The sequence below is a fragment of the Ralstonia pickettii genome, from assembly GCF_001699815.1.
GTDB lineage: Bacteria > Pseudomonadota > Gammaproteobacteria > Burkholderiales > Burkholderiaceae > Ralstonia > Ralstonia thomasii.
In genome coordinates, this window is the sequence record NZ_MCGB01000072.1 from 1 (window position 1) to 18,500 (window position 18,500).

General features: G+C 65.1%; 19 protein-coding genes. 14 read left to right on the forward strand and 5 right to left on the reverse strand.

Annotation, left to right across the window (positions count from 1 at the left end; translation table 11 throughout):
* Nucleotides 1-479 (forward strand): hypothetical protein (locus BEK68_RS25765; protein ID WP_170816390.1); only part of this gene is annotated, 479 nt, incomplete at its 5' end.
* A gap of 179 nt (nucleotides 480-658) precedes the next feature.
* Here BEK68_RS25765 and BEK68_RS14380 read toward each other — a convergent pair.
* The gene (locus BEK68_RS14380) at nucleotides 659-1,435 is read right to left on the reverse strand and encodes an enoyl-CoA hydratase (protein WP_012436486.1); all 777 of its coding nucleotides are present in this window, start codon (nucleotides 1,433-1,435) and stop codon (nucleotides 659-661) included.
* A gap of 83 nt (nucleotides 1,436-1,518) precedes the next feature.
* Here BEK68_RS14380 and paaG point away from each other — a divergent pair, with 83 nt between their 5' ends.
* The 3 genes from paaG (at nucleotide 1,519) to paaK (ending at nucleotide 4,288) form a co-directional block, all read left to right on the forward strand.
* A complete protein-coding gene (gene paaG, locus BEK68_RS14385; RefSeq protein WP_012436487.1) occupies nucleotides 1,519-2,307 on the forward strand; it encodes a 2-(1,2-epoxy-1,2-dihydrophenyl)acetyl-CoA isomerase PaaG in 789 nt (262 codons plus the stop codon).
* A 4-nt stretch (nucleotides 2,308-2,311) separates the two neighbouring features.
* Nucleotides 2,312-2,779, forward strand: coding sequence for a hydroxyphenylacetyl-CoA thioesterase PaaI (gene paaI / locus BEK68_RS14390; protein WP_024542167.1), 468 nt, complete (start codon nucleotides 2,312-2,314; stop codon nucleotides 2,777-2,779).
* 204 nt (nucleotides 2,780-2,983) lie between these two features.
* Complete coding sequence (paaK, locus tag BEK68_RS14395) at nucleotides 2,984-4,288, forward strand: phenylacetate--CoA ligase PaaK (RefSeq protein ID WP_012436489.1); 1,305 nt, start codon at nucleotides 2,984-2,986, stop codon at nucleotides 4,286-4,288.
* Between the two features lie 14 nt (nucleotides 4,289-4,302).
* On the opposite strand, the gene mltA is transcribed toward paaK, so the two are convergent.
* Nucleotides 4,303-5,445 carry a murein transglycosylase A gene (mltA, locus tag BEK68_RS14400; protein ID WP_012436490.1) on the reverse strand — a complete coding sequence of 381 codons (1,143 nt, stop codon included), beginning with the start codon at nucleotides 5,443-5,445 and terminating at the stop codon, nucleotides 4,303-4,305.
* Nucleotides 5,446-5,519: 74 nt separating this feature from the next.
* Between mltA and BEK68_RS14405 the strand changes: the two genes are divergently transcribed.
* Complete coding sequence (locus BEK68_RS14405; RefSeq protein ID WP_012436491.1) at nucleotides 5,520-5,753, forward strand: hypothetical protein; 234 nt, start codon at nucleotides 5,520-5,522, stop codon at nucleotides 5,751-5,753.
* Nucleotides 5,754-5,760: 7 nt separating this feature from the next.
* Here the strand turns inward: BEK68_RS14405 and apaG are convergent, their stop codons facing one another.
* Nucleotides 5,761-6,135 (reverse strand): Co2+/Mg2+ efflux protein ApaG, encoded by a 375-nt coding sequence (gene apaG, locus BEK68_RS14410; RefSeq protein ID WP_012436492.1) that lies wholly within the window; start codon nucleotides 6,133-6,135, stop codon nucleotides 5,761-5,763.
* Between the two features lie 142 nt (nucleotides 6,136-6,277).
* Between apaG and rpe the strand changes: the two genes are divergently transcribed.
* From rpe to BEK68_RS14455, 9 genes are all read left to right on the forward strand, one after another.
* On the forward strand, nucleotides 6,278-7,003 hold the full coding sequence (gene rpe / locus BEK68_RS14415; protein WP_004636669.1) for a ribulose-phosphate 3-epimerase: 726 nt from the start codon (nucleotides 6,278-6,280) through the stop codon (nucleotides 7,001-7,003).
* A complete protein-coding gene (locus BEK68_RS14420) occupies nucleotides 7,003-7,746 on the forward strand; it encodes a phosphoglycolate phosphatase (RefSeq protein ID WP_024542168.1) in 744 nt (247 codons plus the stop codon). The genes rpe and BEK68_RS14420 overlap by 1 nt, the downstream gene beginning before the upstream one ends.
* 386 nt (nucleotides 7,747-8,132) lie before the next feature.
* Nucleotides 8,133-9,665 (forward strand): anthranilate synthase component I, encoded by a 1,533-nt coding sequence (gene trpE, locus BEK68_RS14425; RefSeq protein WP_012436494.1) that lies wholly within the window; start codon nucleotides 8,133-8,135, stop codon nucleotides 9,663-9,665.
* Between the two features lie 16 nt (nucleotides 9,666-9,681).
* Complete coding sequence (locus tag BEK68_RS14430; RefSeq protein ID WP_004636666.1) at nucleotides 9,682-10,251, forward strand: aminodeoxychorismate/anthranilate synthase component II; 570 nt, start codon at nucleotides 9,682-9,684, stop codon at nucleotides 10,249-10,251.
* A complete protein-coding gene (locus BEK68_RS14435; protein WP_004636665.1) occupies nucleotides 10,251-10,682 on the forward strand; it encodes a lysozyme inhibitor LprI family protein in 432 nt (143 codons plus the stop codon). Before BEK68_RS14430 ends, BEK68_RS14435 begins: the two co-directional genes overlap by 1 nt.
* A gap of 13 nt (nucleotides 10,683-10,695) precedes the next feature.
* Nucleotides 10,696-11,733 (forward strand): anthranilate phosphoribosyltransferase, encoded by a 1,038-nt coding sequence (gene trpD / locus BEK68_RS14440; protein WP_012436495.1) that lies wholly within the window; start codon nucleotides 10,696-10,698, stop codon nucleotides 11,731-11,733.
* A gap of 1 nt (nucleotide 11,734) precedes the next feature.
* On the forward strand, nucleotides 11,735-12,538 hold the full coding sequence (gene trpC, locus BEK68_RS14445) for an indole-3-glycerol phosphate synthase TrpC (protein ID WP_004636663.1): 804 nt from the start codon (nucleotides 11,735-11,737) through the stop codon (nucleotides 12,536-12,538).
* Between the two features lie 12 nt (nucleotides 12,539-12,550).
* The gene (locus tag BEK68_RS14450) at nucleotides 12,551-13,210 is read left to right on the forward strand and encodes a CYTH domain-containing protein (RefSeq protein WP_009241997.1); all 660 of its coding nucleotides are present in this window, start codon (nucleotides 12,551-12,553) and stop codon (nucleotides 13,208-13,210) included.
* Nucleotides 13,207-13,998: a uracil-DNA glycosylase gene (locus BEK68_RS14455; RefSeq protein WP_004636661.1), complete on the forward strand. Its 792-nt coding sequence runs from the start codon at nucleotides 13,207-13,209 to the stop codon at nucleotides 13,996-13,998. Before BEK68_RS14450 ends, BEK68_RS14455 begins: the two co-directional genes overlap by 4 nt.
* A gap of 354 nt (nucleotides 13,999-14,352) precedes the next feature.
* Here BEK68_RS14455 and BEK68_RS14460 read toward each other — a convergent pair whose 3' ends face one another.
* The gene (locus BEK68_RS14460; protein WP_004636660.1) at nucleotides 14,353-16,569 is read right to left on the reverse strand and encodes an FUSC family protein; all 2,217 of its coding nucleotides are present in this window, start codon (nucleotides 16,567-16,569) and stop codon (nucleotides 14,353-14,355) included.
* Between the two features lie 11 nt (nucleotides 16,570-16,580).
* Nucleotides 16,581-18,443, reverse strand: coding sequence for a M61 family metallopeptidase (locus BEK68_RS14465; protein ID WP_024542169.1), 1,863 nt, complete (start codon nucleotides 18,441-18,443; stop codon nucleotides 16,581-16,583).
* Nucleotides 18,444-18,500 lie beyond the last annotated feature (57 nt).

Sequence of the window (18,500 nt, forward strand, 5' to 3'; positions counted from 1 at the left end):
TGCCGCCAGCGTTCAATCTGAGCCAGGATCAAACTCTTCAGTTCAATCTGCTGTTTTCGCTCTTTACGAGCGGTCGCTCACTCTCAGAATCTGACTTGAACTTTCGTTCAAACCTTACTTCTGTGCGAGCACTTTATTACTTGTTAGCTAGCGGATCGAAATCCGCCGCACCCAGTATTAAGCGCCCACACTTATCGGCTGTTTGCTTGTTAAAGAACTTCGCGATCAACTTTGTTTATCGCGTCGCTGCGTTGTCTGCAGCAGAGAAACGAGATTATGCAGAGCTTTTTTGTCGCTGTCAACAACTCGTCGAAGAATTTTTATCCACCAACGCGCTGCCAACCACCACCGAATCTCCAGCCAATCGCCAACCACCCAATCGACCGCAAACCCGCTCTAAACCTGCTTCTCCACCACTCAACACCACCACCGTCACCTGCGTTTCGGCGCTGTGTTTTGCAGCGAGGGGCGAACTATAGGCGGGTTCCCGGAGCTTGGCAACACCTTTGTCATGACGGGCTGATGACGTGTTCGTGAAGAATAGCCGCCAGCCCCGTCTGCATATGGGATTGCGGCCCCAAAAGGACTCGCAAAAGCAGGCCTGGGATACCCGATACCGTTACTCGGGTATTCCCGAAGTCACCCTGCTACGCCGTCCTTATTGGTGCTTGAACGCCGCTGCACGCTTTTCGACGAAGGCGCGCATGCCTTCTTTCTGGTCTTCTGTAGCGAATGTGGCGTGGAACAGGCGGCGCTCCAGATGCACGCCCTCGCTGAGCGAAGTCTCGTAGGCCGCGTTGATCGACTCTTTGATCATCATGACCGTGGGCAGCGAGAAGCCGGCAATGGTTTCTGCGGCCTGAATGGCTTCGTCGAGCAGCTTGTCGGCGGGGATGACGCGCGAGACTAGGCCGGCGCGCTCGGCTTCCTCCGCGCCCATCATGCGGGCAGTCAAGCAGAGGTCCATGGCCTTGGCCTTGGAGACGGCGCGCGGCAGGCGTTGCGTGCCGCCTGCGCCGGGCATGGTGCCGAGCTTGATTTCCGGCTGGCCGAACTTGGCGGTATCGGCGGCGAGGATGATGTCGCACATCATGGCCAGTTCACAGCCGCCACCGAGCGCGTAGCCGGCCACCGCGGCGATCACCGGCTTGCGGATGCGGCGAATGGTTTCCCAGTTGCGCGTGATGTATTCGTTCTTGTAGACGGTAGCGAAGTCGTAATCGGCCATGGCGCCGATATCCGCGCCGGCGGCGAACGCCTTTTCACTGCCGGTAATGACGATGGCGCCAATGTTGGCGTCGGCATCGAAGGCGAGCAACGCGCCACCGAGTTCGTCCATGAGCGCATCGTTGAGGGCGTTGAGTGCCTTCGGACGATTGAGCGTAATGAGACCGACGCGACCGCGCGTTTCGACCAGAATGTTTTCGTAGGACATGGAAGCTCCAGTTGGAATGGATGTAATATTAGCCGACCAACCGGTCGGTTAATCAATGAACCGATGACCGAGGAGGAGACAAGATGACCAGCCCGACCATTCTGCTTGACTGGCATGAACACGTGGCAACCATCACGCTGAACCGGCCCGATCAGCTCAACAGCTTCACGGCCGGCATGCACCGGGAACTGCGCGAAGCGCTGGACAAGGTGGAGCGCCAGCGCGCCCGCGCTTTGATCCTGACCGGAGCGGGACGCGGCTTCTGCGCAGGGCAGGATCTCTCCGAACTCAATTTCACGCCCGGGCAGATGACCGACCTGGGCCAGCTCATCGACGAGCAATTCAACCCGCTGGTGCGCCGTCTGCGCGCCATGCCCCTGCCCGTGATTGCCGCCGTGAATGGCGTGGCCGCCGGCGCCGGCGCAAACCTGGCGCTGGCGTGCGACATCGTGATGGCCGCCGAGAATGCATGCTTCCTCCAGGCGTTTGTAAAGATCGGGCTGCTGCCGGATTCGGGCGGGACGTGGTTCCTGCCGCAGCGCATCGGTGTGGCGCGGTCGATGGGGCTGGCGATGCTTGGCGAGAAGCTCGACGCCAAGACTGCGCTCGCCTGGGGCTTGATCTGGGGCGTTTATCACGATGCCAAGATCCTGATGACCGAAGTGAATTGCATGGCCGACCATCTGGCCAAGCAACCCACCCGGGCGCTGGCGGCCATCAAGCGCGCCATGCATGCGGCGCCCACACAGTCGTTGGACGCCCAACTGGATCTCGAGCGCGACCTGCAGCGCGAACTCGGCAATTCCCGCGACTATGCAGAAGGCGTGGACGCCTTTCTGAACAAGCGCGTGGCCCATTTCACCGGCGAATAAGGACATCAGCGTGACGGAAACGACCCTCCACGATGCGCAGGCGCTGGCTGAAGCGGCCTGCAAAAGCATGTTCGACGCTGATGCCTGCACCCGCTGGCTCGGCATGCGCGTGGAGGCGGTCGCGCCCGGCTATGCCCGGCTGTCGATGGCGGTGCGGCCTGAATTCCTCAACGGGCATCGCACCTGTCATGGCGGATTGATCTTCACGCTGGCCGATTCGGCTTTCGCGTTTGCCTGCAACAGCCATAACCACAACACGGTGGCGGCTGGGTGCGGCGTCGACTTCCTGCGCCCGGCGCACGGCGGCGACACCCTCACAGCAGAGGCAACCGAGCAGGTCTTGTCCGGCCGACACGGCATCTACGACGTACGCGTGACAAACCAGGCCGGCGAGGTGGTCGCCATGTTTCGCGGCAAATCTGCGCAGATTCGCGGCCAGGTCATTCCGGTCCCTGGCAGCCCAGAACCCTAGTTCGACCTCTATATAAAGCCGTTCACAAAACCGCATCACCATTAGAGGACGCCTCAGAACCTGTTCACGATCCGTATCGAGCGGCCCGAGGTTGGCCCGAGAAGCGCAACCGTACATGGGTACGGTGAGCATCGCAGGGCCAAGATCGGGACGCGCAGTAGGATCGTGAGCAGGTTCGCACGACGGCGTCCCGAGGAGACCCGCATGCGCCCCCGCTCGACCGACCTGCCGCTCGATCCGATCGAGACCGCCAGCCGCGACGCCATCCAGGCACTGCAGCTTGAACGCCTGAAGCGCAGCCTCGCGCACGCGTATGAGAACGTGCCCGCCTATCGGGCGAAGTTCGACGCGGCGGGTGTGCATCCGTCAGATTTGCAGTCGCTTGCCGATCTGGCGAAGTTTCCGTTCACAACCAAGACCGATCTGCGCGACAACTATCCGTTCGGCATGTTTGCGGTGCCGCAGGATCGGATCGCGCGCATCCACGCGTCGTCGGGTACGACCGGCAAACCCACGGTGGTCGGCTACACGCTGGCGGATATCGATACATGGGCCGGCTTGGTGGCGCGCTCGATCCGGGCGGCGGGGGCACGGCGCGGCGACAAGGTCCACGTGAGCTACGGCTACGGGCTTTTCACCGGCGGCCTGGGCGCGCATTACGGCGTGGAGCGCGCGGGGCTGACGGCCATCCCGTTTGGCGGTGGGCAAACCGAGCGGCAAGTGCAACTCATCCACGATTTTCAGCCGCAAATCATCATGGTGACGCCCAGCTACATGCTGGCCATTGCCGACGAGTTCGAACGCCAAGGCATGGACCCGGCCGCGTCGAGCCTGCAGATCGGCATCTTCGGCGCCGAGCCATGGACACCCGAAATGCGCAGCGCCATCGAAGCGCGCATGGGGCTTTCAGCGGTCGATATCTACGGCCTGTCGGAGGTGATGGGGCCTGGCGTGGCCAGCGAATGCGCCGAAACCAAGGACGGCCCGACCATCTGGGAAGACCACTTCTATCCGGAGATCATTGATCCGGACACCGGCGAGGTGCTGCCCGACGGCGAATTCGGCGAACTGGTGTTCACGTCGCTGACCAAGGAAGCGATGCCGGTGGTGCGCTATCGCACGCGCGATCTGACGCGCCTATTGCCCGGCACGGCGCGTCCGGGCTTGCGCCGCATGGAGAAAATCACCGGCCGCTGCGACGACATGATGATCGTGCGCGGTGTGAACGTGTTCCCATCGCAGATCGAGGAATTGATCCTGAAGCACGCGGCGCTATCACCGCACTATCAATGCGTGCTCGGCAAGGAAGGACCGCTGGATACACTGACGGTGCGGATCGAGGCGGCGCTAGGCGCGCCGGCTGACGCGGCAAAATCGGCGAGCAGCCACCTGGCGCGCGACATCAAGTCGTTGATCGGCGTGACCGCCGCGATCGAGACACTGGCCAGCGGCGGAATCGAGCGGTCGGTCGGCAAGGCGCGCCGCGTGGTGGACTTGCGGCGCACCTAGCGTCTTGCAGCGTGTTACCGGGCAGCAACGCCGATGCTGCCCCCCTTCGGCACCAGCACCCACAGCCGACCGGCCTGCTTCATGCGGCCCGCGAGGTCGCCAGCGGCATCGCCATGGCCGAAGTAATAGTCGGCGCGCACAGCCCCGCGAATGGCCGAACCCACGTCCTGCGCAAACACGAGCTTCTGGATCGGATCGGTCGATAGCGGCTTGGTCGTCGACAGGAACACCGGCGAGCCCAGCGGAATGTAGGTCGGGTCGACGGCGATCGAGCGTTCGTCCGTGAGCGGCACGCCCAGCTTGCCGATCGGGCCGCCCGTGTTGCCCGGCGTTTCGGCAAAGAACACGTAGCGCGGGTTGATGTTGAGCATCTCTTCCACGCGGCTCGGATTGGCGCGGGCCCACGCCTTGATCCCTTGCATGGTGGCCTGCATCGGCGTGATTTCGCCCATGTCGAGCAGCCAGCGCGCAAACGAACGGAACGGCTGGTTGTTCGTGCCCCCCACGCCCAGGCGCATGATGCCCCCCTCTTCCAGCTGAACCTGTCCCGAGCCCTGGATCTGCAGGAACGCCGCTTCGACCGGGTCGTCCACCCAGACAACTTCTTGCCCCTGAAGCGCCGGACTGCGGATCAACTGCGCGCGCGCCGGCAGCGTCTTGCCGCGCCACGCGGCAGGCATGCGGTACAGCGGCGTCTGATAGGCGCCGTGGCGGGTGCGCGAGCCACGCAGCAGCGGTTCGTAGTAACCGGTGATGAGGCCGCTGTCGGTGCCGTCGTCCTTCACGACCCGATACGGCGTGAAGTTGTCTTCAAAAAACACGCGCATGGCAATCGGATCACCGGCATCGACCATCAGGCCAGCGGAGCACACGCGCGACCAATCGGTGCGGCGCTTCATCGCCTGGCAGTTCGATTGCAGCGCGGGCCAGGCGGAGGCGAGGTCATCGGCGGTCCAGCCGGACACATCAGCCCAGGTGGCGGGGGCCAGATGCCCGCCGAGCGAGCCTGTTGGCGCTTGCGGCGTTTCGACGCGGGGCGGGGGCCCGCTCGTACAAGCGGCAAGCAAGGCCACGACCAGAACAGCGGCCAGTCCGCCCCAGCGGCGACAGGTGCCGGTGCGGGCTTGTGTCAATGCGTCCAAGGTTGCTGCTGTCATGCGTGTTTCATCCTGTCCGGTGCGGCCGCGGGCTTGGCTACAATGCCTCGCACCCGAGCTTCCCGCCATCGACCATGAGCCAATTCTTTGAAAACCATCCGATGATGCTGTTCGGCCTGGAGGCCGGCGTGGCGCTGTTCCTGCTGATCTTCATCGTGATCTGGACAATGTCGGGCGCCAAGAAGCATCCACGCCCGCTGCGTGCCCCGCCCGAGCATCCGTCGCGCCACGGCGACGCTGCCAAGCCTTCGCAATCGACCGACGCAGCGCCAAAAGATTCTCAAGCCGCCAATTCCGACGCGCCCTGATTCCCGATCAGTGCAGCATGCGCGGCATCACCAGCGCAAATTCGGGGATGGGCGCCTCGAAACGGTGGCCGTCTTCGGCCACGCAGAAATATTCGCCGCGCATCGTGCCCACGGGCGTCTTGATGGTCGCCCAGCTCGTGTACTCGAAGGATTCACCCGGCGGGAGCAGCGGCTGATGGCCGACCACGCCGAGGCCGTTCACTTCCTGGACCTGCTCTTCGGCGTCGGTAATCACCCAGTGGCGTGAAATGAGCTGGCTCGGCACGTCGCCGGTATTGCGGATGGTGATGGTGTAGGCGAAGGCGTAGCTGCCCTGCTCCGGCTCGGATTGCTCCGGCAGATAGCGCGTCCGGACCTGGACGGTGAGTTCGTAGCTTGGCATGACAATCCACAATAAGAATGGCGCCCATTGTGCGGCATGGCCGTGGCACCGGCAAGGCGCGAGCGGACGTCCGATCCGGCTAAAATAGCGCCCTTCCTTGCGCTTTCGCGTGCGAGCTCACGCGCCTTATCCGTCTCCCATCATGTCTGCAGCCATCGATCCGTCCGGTTTCCGCATCGCCCCGTCCATCCTCTCCGCCGACTTTGCCCGCCTGGGCGAAGAAGTGCGCCGCGTGCTCGAATCGGGCGCGGACTGGATCCACTTCGATGTGATGGACAACCACTACGTGCCGAACCTGACCGTCGGGCCGCTGGTTTGCGAGGCGATCCGCCCGCACGCACAAAAGGACGGCAAGCCGGTGCCGATCGACGTGCATCTGATGGTCAGCCCGGTCGATCGCATCATCCCGGACTTCGCAAAGGCCGGCGCCGACCTGATCACCTTCCACCCGGAAGCGTCCGAGCACATCGACCGCTCGCTGGCGCTGATCCGCGACAACGGCTGCAAGGCCGGCCTGGTGTTCAATCCGGCCACCCCGCTGCACTACCTGGACCATGTAATGGACCGCCTGGACATGGTGCTGATCATGTCGGTCAACCCCGGCTTTGGCGGCCAATCGTTCATTCCGGAAGCGCTGAACAAGCTGCGTGCCGTGCGCCAAAAGCTCGACGCATACCAGGACAAGACCGGCCGCAAGATCCTCCTTGAGATCGACGGCGGCGTGAAGGCAGACAACATTGCCGAGATTGCCAAGGCCGGCGCAGACACCTTCGTCGCGGGTTCGGCCGTGTTCGGCAAGCCGGACGCGGATGGCGGCTACCGCGGCACCGTGGGCGCGCTGCGCCAAGCGCTGGCCCCCCTGGCATGATGACGGGCGTGCTACCCGCCGGCCCCGTCCGCGCTGTCATCATCGACCTAGACGGGACGATGGTCGACACGGCGGGCGACTTCCACGCCGCCATCAATGCGATGCTGGGGGCGCTTGGCGCCGCGCCGGACATGCCAGCCGAGGAAGTGGTCAGTTACGTCGGCAAAGGCTCGGAAAACCTCGTGCGGCGCGCGCTTGATGCACGCTTGCCGCCCGCCCAGGCCAACAGCCGCTTTGCGGAGGGGCTGGAGTTGTACCAGCGCGCCTACATCGCCATCAACGGACAGCACGTGAACGTCTATGACGGCGTGCGCGAAGGGCTGGCTGCACTGCGCGACATGGGCATCGCTCTCGCGTGCGTGACGAATAAGCCACGCGATTTCACGCAGCCGCTCCTGGCGCAGCTCGGCCTGAACACGTATTTCGACCTCGTCTACCCGGGCGACGCCTTCCAGTATCGCAAGCCCGATCCGTACCCCATGCTGCGGGTGGCGGAGGCGTTTGGCGTGGCCCCGGTTGAAATCGTGGCCATTGGCGACTCGGAAAACGACGCCCGCGCGGCCCGTGCCGCCGGCATGCGCGTGCTGGCGGTACCGTATGGCTATAACCACGGCCAGCCTATACAGGGCGCCGGGGCCGATGCTATAGTCGACACACTTTTTGCGGCAGCCGAGTTGATCCGGCCCTATGCGGAGCCACACAACGCCGTCTCTGCCGCTTCAACTGACGATCCATGTTCCTGAATCGCAAACGCGTCGACGCTGGTGGTGACCGGGGGGCCTGGCCCTGGCGGCCCTGGCACGCCCTCGTCCGGGCGTAAGCGTTTGCACGGCTGCTGATCGTTCTTCCTCGGTTTCGGCACTCTGGCGCGCCACGAACGCGCCGCCCAAACCACCCCCGCATCTCCTGCCCCAAACGCTGACCGCCCGCCGGTCTTCCGCTGACCCGCTATCGGCTGCGGACGACCCTTGCGGGATCGCACGGTCGCTTTTACGACGTTCGCGCGTTCCCATCCCTGATGTTCTGCTAACGTTCCGACGGCACCATCGACGCTCTTGCGTTTGCCGTGGACCGAACGCATGTCGGTGGGCGCGCAACCGCCCCGCCTGCTGAATCGACCTGACCGCTCATGACCGAACTCGAATTCAAATCGCTGGCCGACCAGGGCTACAACCGTATTCCGCTGATTGCCGAGGCATTGGCCGACCTGGAGACGCCGCTGTCGCTGTATCTGAAGCTGGCGCAATCGCACGACCGCGGCACGCACACGTTCCTGCTGGAATCGGTAGTGGGCGGCGAGCGCTTCGGGCGTTACTCCTTCATCGGCCTGCATGCGCACACCTTGCTGCGCGCGAAGGGCAATCGCACGGAAGTCGTCACCGACGGCAAGGTGGTGGAGACGAACGAAGGCAACCCGCTGGACTTTATTGCCGCGTTCGAGCGCCGTCAGAAAGTGGCGCTGCGCCCGGGCCTGCCGCGGTTTTGCGGCGGCCTGGCCGGCTACTTCGGCTACGACGCCGTGCGCTTCATCGAGCCGCGACTGGCTGACACCGCCCCGCCCGACGATCTGCAACTGCCCGACATCCAACTCATGCTGTGCGAAGAGTTGGCCGTGATCGACAACCTGTCCGGCAAGCTCTACCTGATCGTCTACGCCGACCCGTCCAAGCCCGAAGCCTATTCACGCGCCAAGCAGCGCCTGCGCGCGTTGCGTACGAAGCTGCACCAGCCGGTGGATGTGCCGGTGACGTCAGCGTCGGTGCGTACCGACACCATTCGGGAGTTCGACAAGGCGGACTACATCACCGCCGTGCTCAAGGCCAAGGAATACATCGCCGCCGGCGACATGATGCAGGTGCAGATCGGCCAGCGGCTGGTCAAGCCGTTCCGCGATGCGCCGCTGTCGCTGTACCGCGCGCTGCGCTCGCTGAACCCGTCGCCGTACATGTACTTCTACAACTTCGGCGACATGCAGATCGTCGGGGCATCGCCGGAAATCCTGGTGCGCCAGGAAGAGCGTCGTGTCCCGGTTGCTGAAAATAACGGCAACGGCGCCGACGAATCCGCCCGCATCGTCACGATCCGTCCGCTGGCCGGCACGCGCCCGCGCGGCAGCACGCCCGAGCGCGATGCGGAACTCGCCACCGAGCTGCTCAACGATCCGAAAGAGATCGCCGAGCACGTCATGCTGATCGACCTCGCGCGCAACGACATCGGCCGCATTGCCGAGATCGGCTCGGTCAAGGTGACGGACCAGATGGTCATCGAGAAGTATTCCCACGTGCAGCACATCGTCAGCTCGGTCGAAGGCCGCCTCAAGCCCGGCATGACGAACATGGACGTACTGCGCGCGACCTTCCCGGCCGGCACGCTGTCGGGTGCACCTAAAGTGCGCGCAATGGAGATCATCGACGAGCTGGAGCCCGTCAAGCGCGGCATCTACGGCGGCGCGGTGGGCTATCTCTCGTTCTCGGGCGAGATGGATCTGGCGATCGCCATCCGCACCGGCATCGTCAAGGACGGCAACCTCTATGTGCAGGCCGCCGCCGGGGTGGTGGCCGATTCCGACCCGGATGCCGAATGGAGAGAGACCGAACACAAGGCGCGCGCCGTGCTGCGTGCCGCCGAGCAAGTGCAAGACGGCCTCGACGCCGATTTCTGAGGTTAAGGAGACCACCATGCTGCTGATGCTCGACAACTACGACTCCTTTACCTACAACATCGTCCAGTACTTTGGCGAACTCGGCCAGGACGTGCGCACCTATCGCAACGACGAGATCACGATCGAAGAGATCGAAAAGCTGAACCCGGAGCGCATCTGCCTGTCGCCCGGCCCGTGCACGCCGACGGAAGCCGGCATCCTCGTTCCGGCGCTCAAGCACTTTGCGGGGCGCGTGCCCATCCTGGGCGTGTGCCTCGGGCACCAGGCCATTGCCGACGCGTTTGGCGGGCGCGTGATCCGCGCGCAGAAGGTGATGCACGGCAAGGTCAGCACCATCGAAAACACCGGCGTGGGCGTATTCGCCAACCTGCCGCGGCATTTCAAGGTGACGCGCTATCACTCACTCGCGATCGAGCGCGAAACGCTGCCGGACTGCCTGGAAGTGACAGCCTGGACCGAAGACGGCGAAATCATGGGCGTGCGCCATAAGACGCTGCCGGTGGAAGGCGTGCAGTTCCACCCGGAATCGATCCTGTCGGAACACGGCCACGCGCTGCTCGCCAACTTCCTGAAGGAACGCGTCTGATGCGCCGCGCGTGCGCGGTGGCGCTGGCGATGATCGCAAGCCTGCCGGCGATGGCCGGTACGCTGGAAGCCTGCCGGGCCGCCCAGCCTGAGGCCGGCAACGTCGCCCAATGCGTGCAGACCGCACGCAAGGCGGCGCAAACGGAACTGGCCTCGGCCGAATCGACACGCCGCACCGCGCTACGCGCCCGCATGGCTGCCAACAAGGGCACGGACCGTGGCGCCGCCATGGCTTTCGACCGCACCGTGCGCGCACACCAACTCTACCGGCAGGCCGAATGTGACCTGCAACGCCGCCTGGCCCGCAATGCGCCCGATGCCGACCTGGCAGAAGCCGCGTGCGAGGCCGATCTCTCGCGTGAGCGCATCGGCGCCTTGCGCGACGCCGCACAGCCGGCCACCCCGGTTGCGGCTCCGGCAGCGCCCAACTGAATACGGAACGACCATGTCCATCACTCCGCAAGAAGCGCTGACGCGCTGCATCGAGCACCGCGAGATCTTCCACGACGAAATGCTGCACCTGATGCGGCTCATCATGCGCGGCGAGATGTCGCCCGTCATGGCGGCCGCCCTCACCATGGGGCTGCGCGTCAAGAAAGAGACCATCGGCGAGATCGCGGCCGCTGCCACCGTCATGCGCGAATTCGCCACCAAGGTCGATGTGCCGGCTGAGGTGTCCGATCACTTTGTTGACATCGTCGGCACGGGCGGCGACGGCGCCAACACCTTCAACATCTCCACCGCTTCGATGTTCGTGGCGGCCGCCGCAGGCGCGCGCATCGCCAAACATGGCGGACGCGGCGTCAGCTCCAAGTCGGGCAGTGCCGATGTGCTCGAAGCGCTGGGCGTGAACATCATGCTCACGCCCGAACAGGTGGCCGAATCGATCGAGACGGCCGGCATCGGTTTCATGTTCGCGCCCAACCACCACCCGGCCATGAAGAACGTCGCCCCGATCCGCAAGGAGCTGGGCGTGCGCACGATCTTCAACATCCTCGGGCCCCTGACCAACCCGGCCGGCGCGCCGAACATCCTCATGGGCGTGTTCCATCCGGACCTGGTCGGCATCCAGGTGCGTGTGATGCAGCGGCTGGGCGCCAAGCACGCCGTGGTCGTCTACGGCAAGGACGGCATGGACGAGGTCTCGCTGGGTGCTGCCACGCTGGTCGGCGAACTGAAGGACGGCGTGGTGACCGAATACGAAATCCATCCGGAAGACTTCGGGCTGCAGATGGTCTCCAACCGCAGCCTGAAGGTGGCCGACGCCGACGAGTCCAAAGCCATGCTGATCGAAGCGCTGGAAAACAAGCCGGGCACGCCGCGCGAGATCGTCTCGCTCAACGCGGGCGCGGCGCTGTATGCAGCCAACATCGCCGGCTCGATCGGCGACGGCATGAAGCTGGCCCGCGAAGCCATCGCCTCGGGCGCCGCGCGCGCCAAGCTCGACGAACTCGTGCGCGTCACCAACCAGTTCAAAGCCTGATATGTCCGACATCCTCCAGAAAATCCTGGCCGTGAAGGCCGAAGAAGTGGCCGCCGCGCGCAAGCACCGAGACCTGCCCAGCGTGCGCGCCGAAGCCGAAGCCAACCGCAGCGACAGCACGCTCAGGGCCCGCGGCTTTGCCAGGGCAATGCGCGACAAGATCGCCGCCGGCAACGCAGCGGTCATCGCCGAAGTGAAAAAGGCGTCGCCGTCCAAAGGTGTGCTGCGCCCGAACTTCAAGCCAGCCGACATCGCCCGCAGCTATGCCGAGCACGGCGCCGCGTGTCTGTCCGTCCTGACCGACGAACAGTTCTTCCAGGGCCACGCCGATTACCTGCGCGAGGCGCGCGCCGCCTGCACGCTGCCGGTGCTGCGCAAGGATTTCATGGTCGATCTGTATCAGGTGTACGAAGCGCGCTCGTGGGGTGCGGACTGCATCCTGCTGATCGTCGCCGCGCTGGACCAGGGCCTGATGGAAGAACTCGAAGCGTGCGCGCTGGAACTCGGCATGGACGTGCTCGTGGAAGTGCACGACGGCCATGAGCTGGACCGCGCGCTGCGCCTGCAAACACCGCTGGTGGGTGTGAACAACCGCAACCTGCGCACGTTCGAAACCACGCTCGACACCACGCTCGGCCTGCTCAAGCACATGCCGGACGATCGCATCGTCGTCACGGAATCCGGCATCCTCACGCCGGACGATGTGCGCAAGATGCGCGCCGCAGCCGTCAACGCGTTCCTCGTCGGCGAAGCCTTCATGCGTGCAGACGACCCGGGCGCCGAACTGGCCCGCCTGTTTGCCTGAGCGCCAGACACAATGGCCCGCGAGATTGAACTGAAGCTGGCCGTATCGGCCGGCGCGCACGACGCACTGGTCGGCTGGCTGGACGCCAATGCGCAGGCGGCCGGCTCGGTGGAATTGGCGAACGTCTACTACGACACGCGCGACCAGGCGCTGGCGCGCAACCGCGCCGCGCTGCGCGTGCGCCGTCAGGGCAGTCAATGGCTGCAGACGCTGAAGACCGCAGCAGTGAGTACGTCCGGTTTGAGCGCCCGCCACGAATGGGAGGTGCCGCTGCAGAACGATGCACTGTCCGTCGATGCCTTCGTCGCCAACAACGCCGCCGAAGCCGCCGACTATGTTCGGCCACACGCCGCTGCGCTCGCCCCGCTGTTCCGCACCGACTTCACGCGCCGCCTGTGGCACGTGGGTGCCGAGGGCGGCGAGATCGAGATTGCACTGGACGCCGGCGCCATCCTCATCCCCGGCACGCAGGCGCGCGAGCCGATCGACGAACTGGAACTGGAGTGGAAACCGGCAGACGACAGCACGCTCGGCGAAGACGCGATTGCAGAGCGCCTGCACGCCTGGACGCAAACGCTGCGTGCCGCCGTGCCGGGCCTCACGCCGCTCGACATCAGCAAGGCGCAACGCGGCTACCAGTTGCGCGAGAAAGCCGTCGGGGGCCAGACATGACGCGACGCGCCAATCCGGCGCAAGCCGCCCTCTTCGATGAACCCGCGGTGGACGCGGCCGACGTGAGTTTCATCCCGCTGGCCCAGCAGTTCGACGCCCTCCCCGCCGACTGGAAGGCGGTCCTCACGCCCTGCATCGCGCAGACCAATTGGCCTGAACTATGTGCCTTTGTCGATGGCGAGCGCGCAGCGGGCAAGCCGATCTTCCCGACGGATGTCTTCCGCGCGCTGCACCTGACTTCGGTGGACGATGTACGCGTCGTCATCCTCGGCCAGGACCCGTATCACGGCACAGGCACCGTGGATGGCCGCGAGATTCCGCAGGCGCATGGGCTGGCGTTTTCAGTGCCGGCGGGTGTGCGCGTGCCGCCAAGCCTGCGCAACATCTACAAGGAAATCGAAGCGGAGTTCGGCTGCAAGCTGCCAGGCACCTCCGGCAACCTGGAGGGCTGGGCACAGCAAGGCGTGCTGCTGCTGAACACGGTGCTCACCGTCGAACAAGGCCAGGCTGCGAGCCACGCCAAGCGCGGCTGGGAGCGCATCACCGATTGCCTGCTGGAGCAACTCGCACGCGTCGGCCACAAGCGCGTGTTCATGCTGTGGGGCAGCCACGCGCAGGCCAAGCGCGCGCTGCTGTCGGACGGGCATCTGGTGCTGGAGGCGCCGCACCCGTCGCCGCTGTCGGCGCATCGCGGGTTCTTGGGATGCGGGCATTTCAAGACGGCGAATGATTGGCTGGCGGCGCAGCGCCAACCGACCATCGACTGGCTGAAACCGCAGGCCGCTTGAACGGCGCGGGCCAGGCGGCCCATCGACGAGCCGTGAAGTGTCGGCTTCGACCGTCTGGATGCCGCGTTCGGCGCTCCGGAACTCAACGTTGAATCTCCGAGACTCGACTTCGACTCTCCGAGGGTCAAATTCGACCTTTTTCGGCTCGAGTTTGAGTCTTCAAGATCCATCGTCGGCCCTCCGAGACTCGACTTCGGCCCTCTGAGGCTAACCTTTGACGCTCGGATACTGGAAGTCGACGGTCTGAAGCTGGACGTCGGCTCTCTGAGCCCCGTCGTCCAGGGTCGGGGGCTCAGCGCAGTCGCGGTGGAAGATCCCGCCGCCGGCGCGGAGCCTTTCAGCCGCCGGCCGCGCCTAGTCCTTCGAAATACGCAGCGCGCGTCCGAGCGCACCACAACGCAATGCGATTTTGGACGTGTCAGCCCGCAGCGCCTGCAGACGCCGCTCTAGCAGGTGCATCGCCGACAGCGATTCGGATTCGGCGGCCGCATCGACCATGCGCGAGCGTGCCGACTGATCGGCGAAGTCGGCTGCGCCCAGCTCCTGTGTGTCGCGAGGGCGCACGCCCCAGCCGCCCTCTTGCACGGCCTGGTCAAAGCGCTCCTGGGCGCGCGCCAGGCTTTCGAGTGCGGCCTCAGCCGTTTGCTCGACCAGCGCCCGCGTATCGGCTTCGTCTAGCTCCTGCGCCCGTTGCCGCACAAGGATGCGCACCGCGGCAACGTGCGCCGCCACGAGGTAGTTCTGCACGATGAAGCGGTTCAGGTTGTCGACGGCACGGTGCCGGCTCTTGGGCTCGTCGAGCATGCGCGCGAAGGCGGCGATGAGCCCCGTGAGCGACTCCATGAACTGCTTGCGCTGCACGCGGTAGACGAAGTCATCCTTGAGCGAGCCGAGCAGCAAGTCGCGCGCGGCTTCGATAAAGCGGCGGTTGGTGCGCAGCACGTCGTCCACCAGCTTGGGAAGGTTGCGGTATTCCCAGCTTGGCAGGACGTAGCTGAAGGCCGTGGCGATGGCCGCGCCGATCAGCGTATCGACCAGCCGTTCACCGATGGCGCCCTTGCTGCCGGGCAGCAGCAGGTTGATCTGGATGAGCACCTGCACGCACGCCGCAATGGCCGTGTAGCGGTAGCGCACGGTAACGAACGCGGCGCTGGCGGCGGTGGACAGGTACAGCACGCCCATCAGGATCCACGTCGAATGCGTGTACCGCAGGATCACGGCGGCAATGACGCAACCGATGAGCGTACCCAGCACCCGGTCGAAGTTGCGCTGGCGCGTCATGCTGAACGTCGGCTTGAGAATCACGACGATGGTCAGCAAGACCCAGTAGCCGTGCGAGCTATATGGGAGATGGTCGGCAATCCACAGCCCGGCCGCCACGGCCATGGAAATGCGCAGCGCAAAGCGCAGCACCGGCGAACGCCACGTCAACTCTTCCAGCACCAGCCGCAGCTCGTACTTCTGGCGCGTGAGAAACGGCGTCATGTCGGGACGCAGCAGCACCTGCGACAGCTCGACCGGCGTAGCGGTGGCGGCGTGCAACTGCGCCATGAGGCGGATTGCGCCCCGCACCGTGGCCACCGATTCTTCGAGCGCGGCAATCGCCTCGATCGGCACGCCGTGATGGTTGTGCTGCAGCTCGTGCAGCGCGCCTTCAATGGCGGCCACCTCCTGGTCGTACGACACCGGCGTGGGTGACGGCCGGTCGCGGCCGACGGCATAGGCGACGCCTTCGATGTCCATGCGCAAGCGTTCGATCACGTCGCGCAGCAGGCGCATCACCTCGGCGTCGGCCAGCCACTGGCGCAGCAGCGGGTAGTCGGTGTTGGACGACAGCAGATACTCGTAGATATCGAGCATCCGCATGTGAATCTGCACGAGGCGGCCGTCGCTCGTGGTGCGGTTGTCGCGAAAGACGAAATCGCGCGCCACCTGCTGCTTGTCAGCCACGGCAATCTGCTGGCGCACGAGCGCGTTGAACTGCTCGTCGAAATCCTTGGAGGCGTCGTAGAAGCCGGCTTTGCACTCCACGTACACGGCCAGTTCGTACAGGCATTCGGCCAGCACCTGCTCTTTGATGCGGCGGCGCTGGCCCCACGCCACCGCCATCGCAAACGCCATGTAGCCGATGGCGCCGAGGAAGAACTGCAGCGTGTGCTCCACCGCTTCGCGGAAGGCGAATTCCTCGGTGAACGTGAGCGTCATGACGAACAGCGCCGCGAACTGCAGCGGCATTGTCTTGTTGCCGTACGCCACCATGAGTCCCGCGAGGAAGCTCACCACCACGATCACCACCGGCAGGATCGCGTACGGCGTCACCACCGCCACGAGAAAGGTGACGGCGGTCGTCAGCAGCACGCACGCCATCATCTCGTTGAACTTGTGCCGCAGCGGGCTGGGCAAATCCATGAGGCTCGTGCACAGCGCACCGATCGACACCACCATCGCGCCCTGCAGGTCCATCACCAGCAGCGCGAGCAGTGTCAGACCGATCACGCCGGTGGCAGTACGGATGCCGCGCGAGACGTAATGGCTGTAGAGGAAGGTGCGTGGATCGTGTACGTAGTCCATCGGGCTACGTGTCAGGCTGACTTGCCGCGTGACGCGCGCGTGCTGCGCGCCGCTGCCCGTTTGCCCAGCCAGGCCGAGCGCAGCGGCGAGGGCTCTGCTGCCAGCGCCAGCGTGAACTGCGGCGTCGCATCGGCGGCGAGCGTTACCTTCAGCGTCATCAGTTCGTCGCGGCGGAACACGTGCACCGGCACGGTATCGCCGGCGCGATAGCGCGTGAGCGTCTTGTCGAGCTGGCCGGCCGGAACACGCAGGCCGTCCACCGCGACGATCAGATCGCCGGCAGACAATCCGGCGCGCTGCGCCGGGCTGCCGTCGAAGACCTGCTGCAGCTTGACGAAGCCGTTCTCGGCGGCGGTCTTGACGCCCAGCGCGAGCGCCGTATCGGCGGCCTTGCGCGTGGCGCTCACGCCCATCGCCTTGAAGAGCGCAGGCAGCGGTGGGTCGTCGCGGCCTTCGCTCAACTGGCGCACCAGCGTGCGCAGGCGCACACCGGTGGTTTCTTCCATCAGGGTGATGAGCCCCGCTTCGGTCACGCCGCGCTGCGCGTGGCCGGCGGCGTAGAAATCGCGGCCGTACGTCACCCACAGAGCGCGCATCACGTCATCGAGCGAACGTTCGCCGTGGGTCTGCGTGCGGATCGTGAGGTCCAGCGCCAGCGCCACCAGCGAGCCCTTGGTGTAATAGCTGACGATGGCGTTGGGGGCGTTCTCGTCCTGGCGGTAGTACTTCGTCCAGGCGTCGAACGAGCTTTCTGCCACGCTCTGCTTGAGGCGGCCGCTGCCGCGCAGCACGCCGTTCCATGTCTTGCCGAGCATCTCCAGATATTGCGCTTCGGAGATCAGGCCCGAGCGCACCAGCATCAGGTCGTCGTAATAGCTGGTGAACCCTTCAAACAGCCACAGCAACGGTGTGTGGACCTCGCGGTCGAGCGCGTACGGCACGAAGGTGGCCGGCTTGATGCGCTTGACGTTCCAGGTGTGGAAATACTCGTGGCTAACGAGGCCAAGGAAGGTGCGATAGCCCTCGGTGGTCTCATCGCGGCCGGCTACGGGCAAATCGCCGCGCGCGCACATCAGCGCGGTGCTGGCGCGATGCTCGAGGCCGCCGTAGCCGTCGGTGGTGACCATCGTCATGAAGACGTAGCGGCGGTTGCTGTCGAGGAACGGCGCCGTGGCGGTGTGCGGCTCGAACAGGCGGATCTGCGCTTCGCAGATGCGCTTGAAATCGCGGGCGATGCGTTCCAGATCGAGATTCGGTACGCGGCCGGTAAAGACGGCGTCGTGCTGCGCGCCGCAGGCCTCGAACGACACCAGCTCGAACGTGCCCATCTCAACCGGGTGGTCGATCAGTTCGTCGTAGTCCGCTGCTTCGTACCAGCCGAAGCCGTGGCGCTTGGCGCCAGCCTTGCCCTGGACGCGTCCAGTGGCCTCGCGCAGCGCGGTCGCCACGCGCCAGCCGCGGTAGGCCTCTCCGGCCGGCGGCTGGATGTCGACCAGGCAACGCTGGTCATCCGCGCCTTCCACACGCAGGAATACCGACGTGCCATTGAAGAAGCCGCGCGTGGCGTCCAGGTGCGCGGCGCGCACCGACAAGTCCCACGCATAGACGTCGTATGAAACCGTCAGCGGCCCGGTGCACGGGGCGGCCCACCACGTGTGCTTGTCGACCTTGGACAGGCGCACCGGCCTGTCCGCCGACGATGCCTCGATCCGCACGATGTTGCGCGCGAACTCGCGGATCATGTAGCTGCCCGGAATCCACGCCGGCAGCGAAAAGCGCTGGCCTTGGCTGTCGGGCGCGTCAACCGTGACGGTGACGGTGAAAACGTGCGCCTCGGGCGCGGCGGGGGCAATGGTGTAGCGGATCGGCTTCATGGCGGACATTGTAGCGTTGCCGTCCCACGCCGCCGAAGCCAAATCGTCCGCAAACCG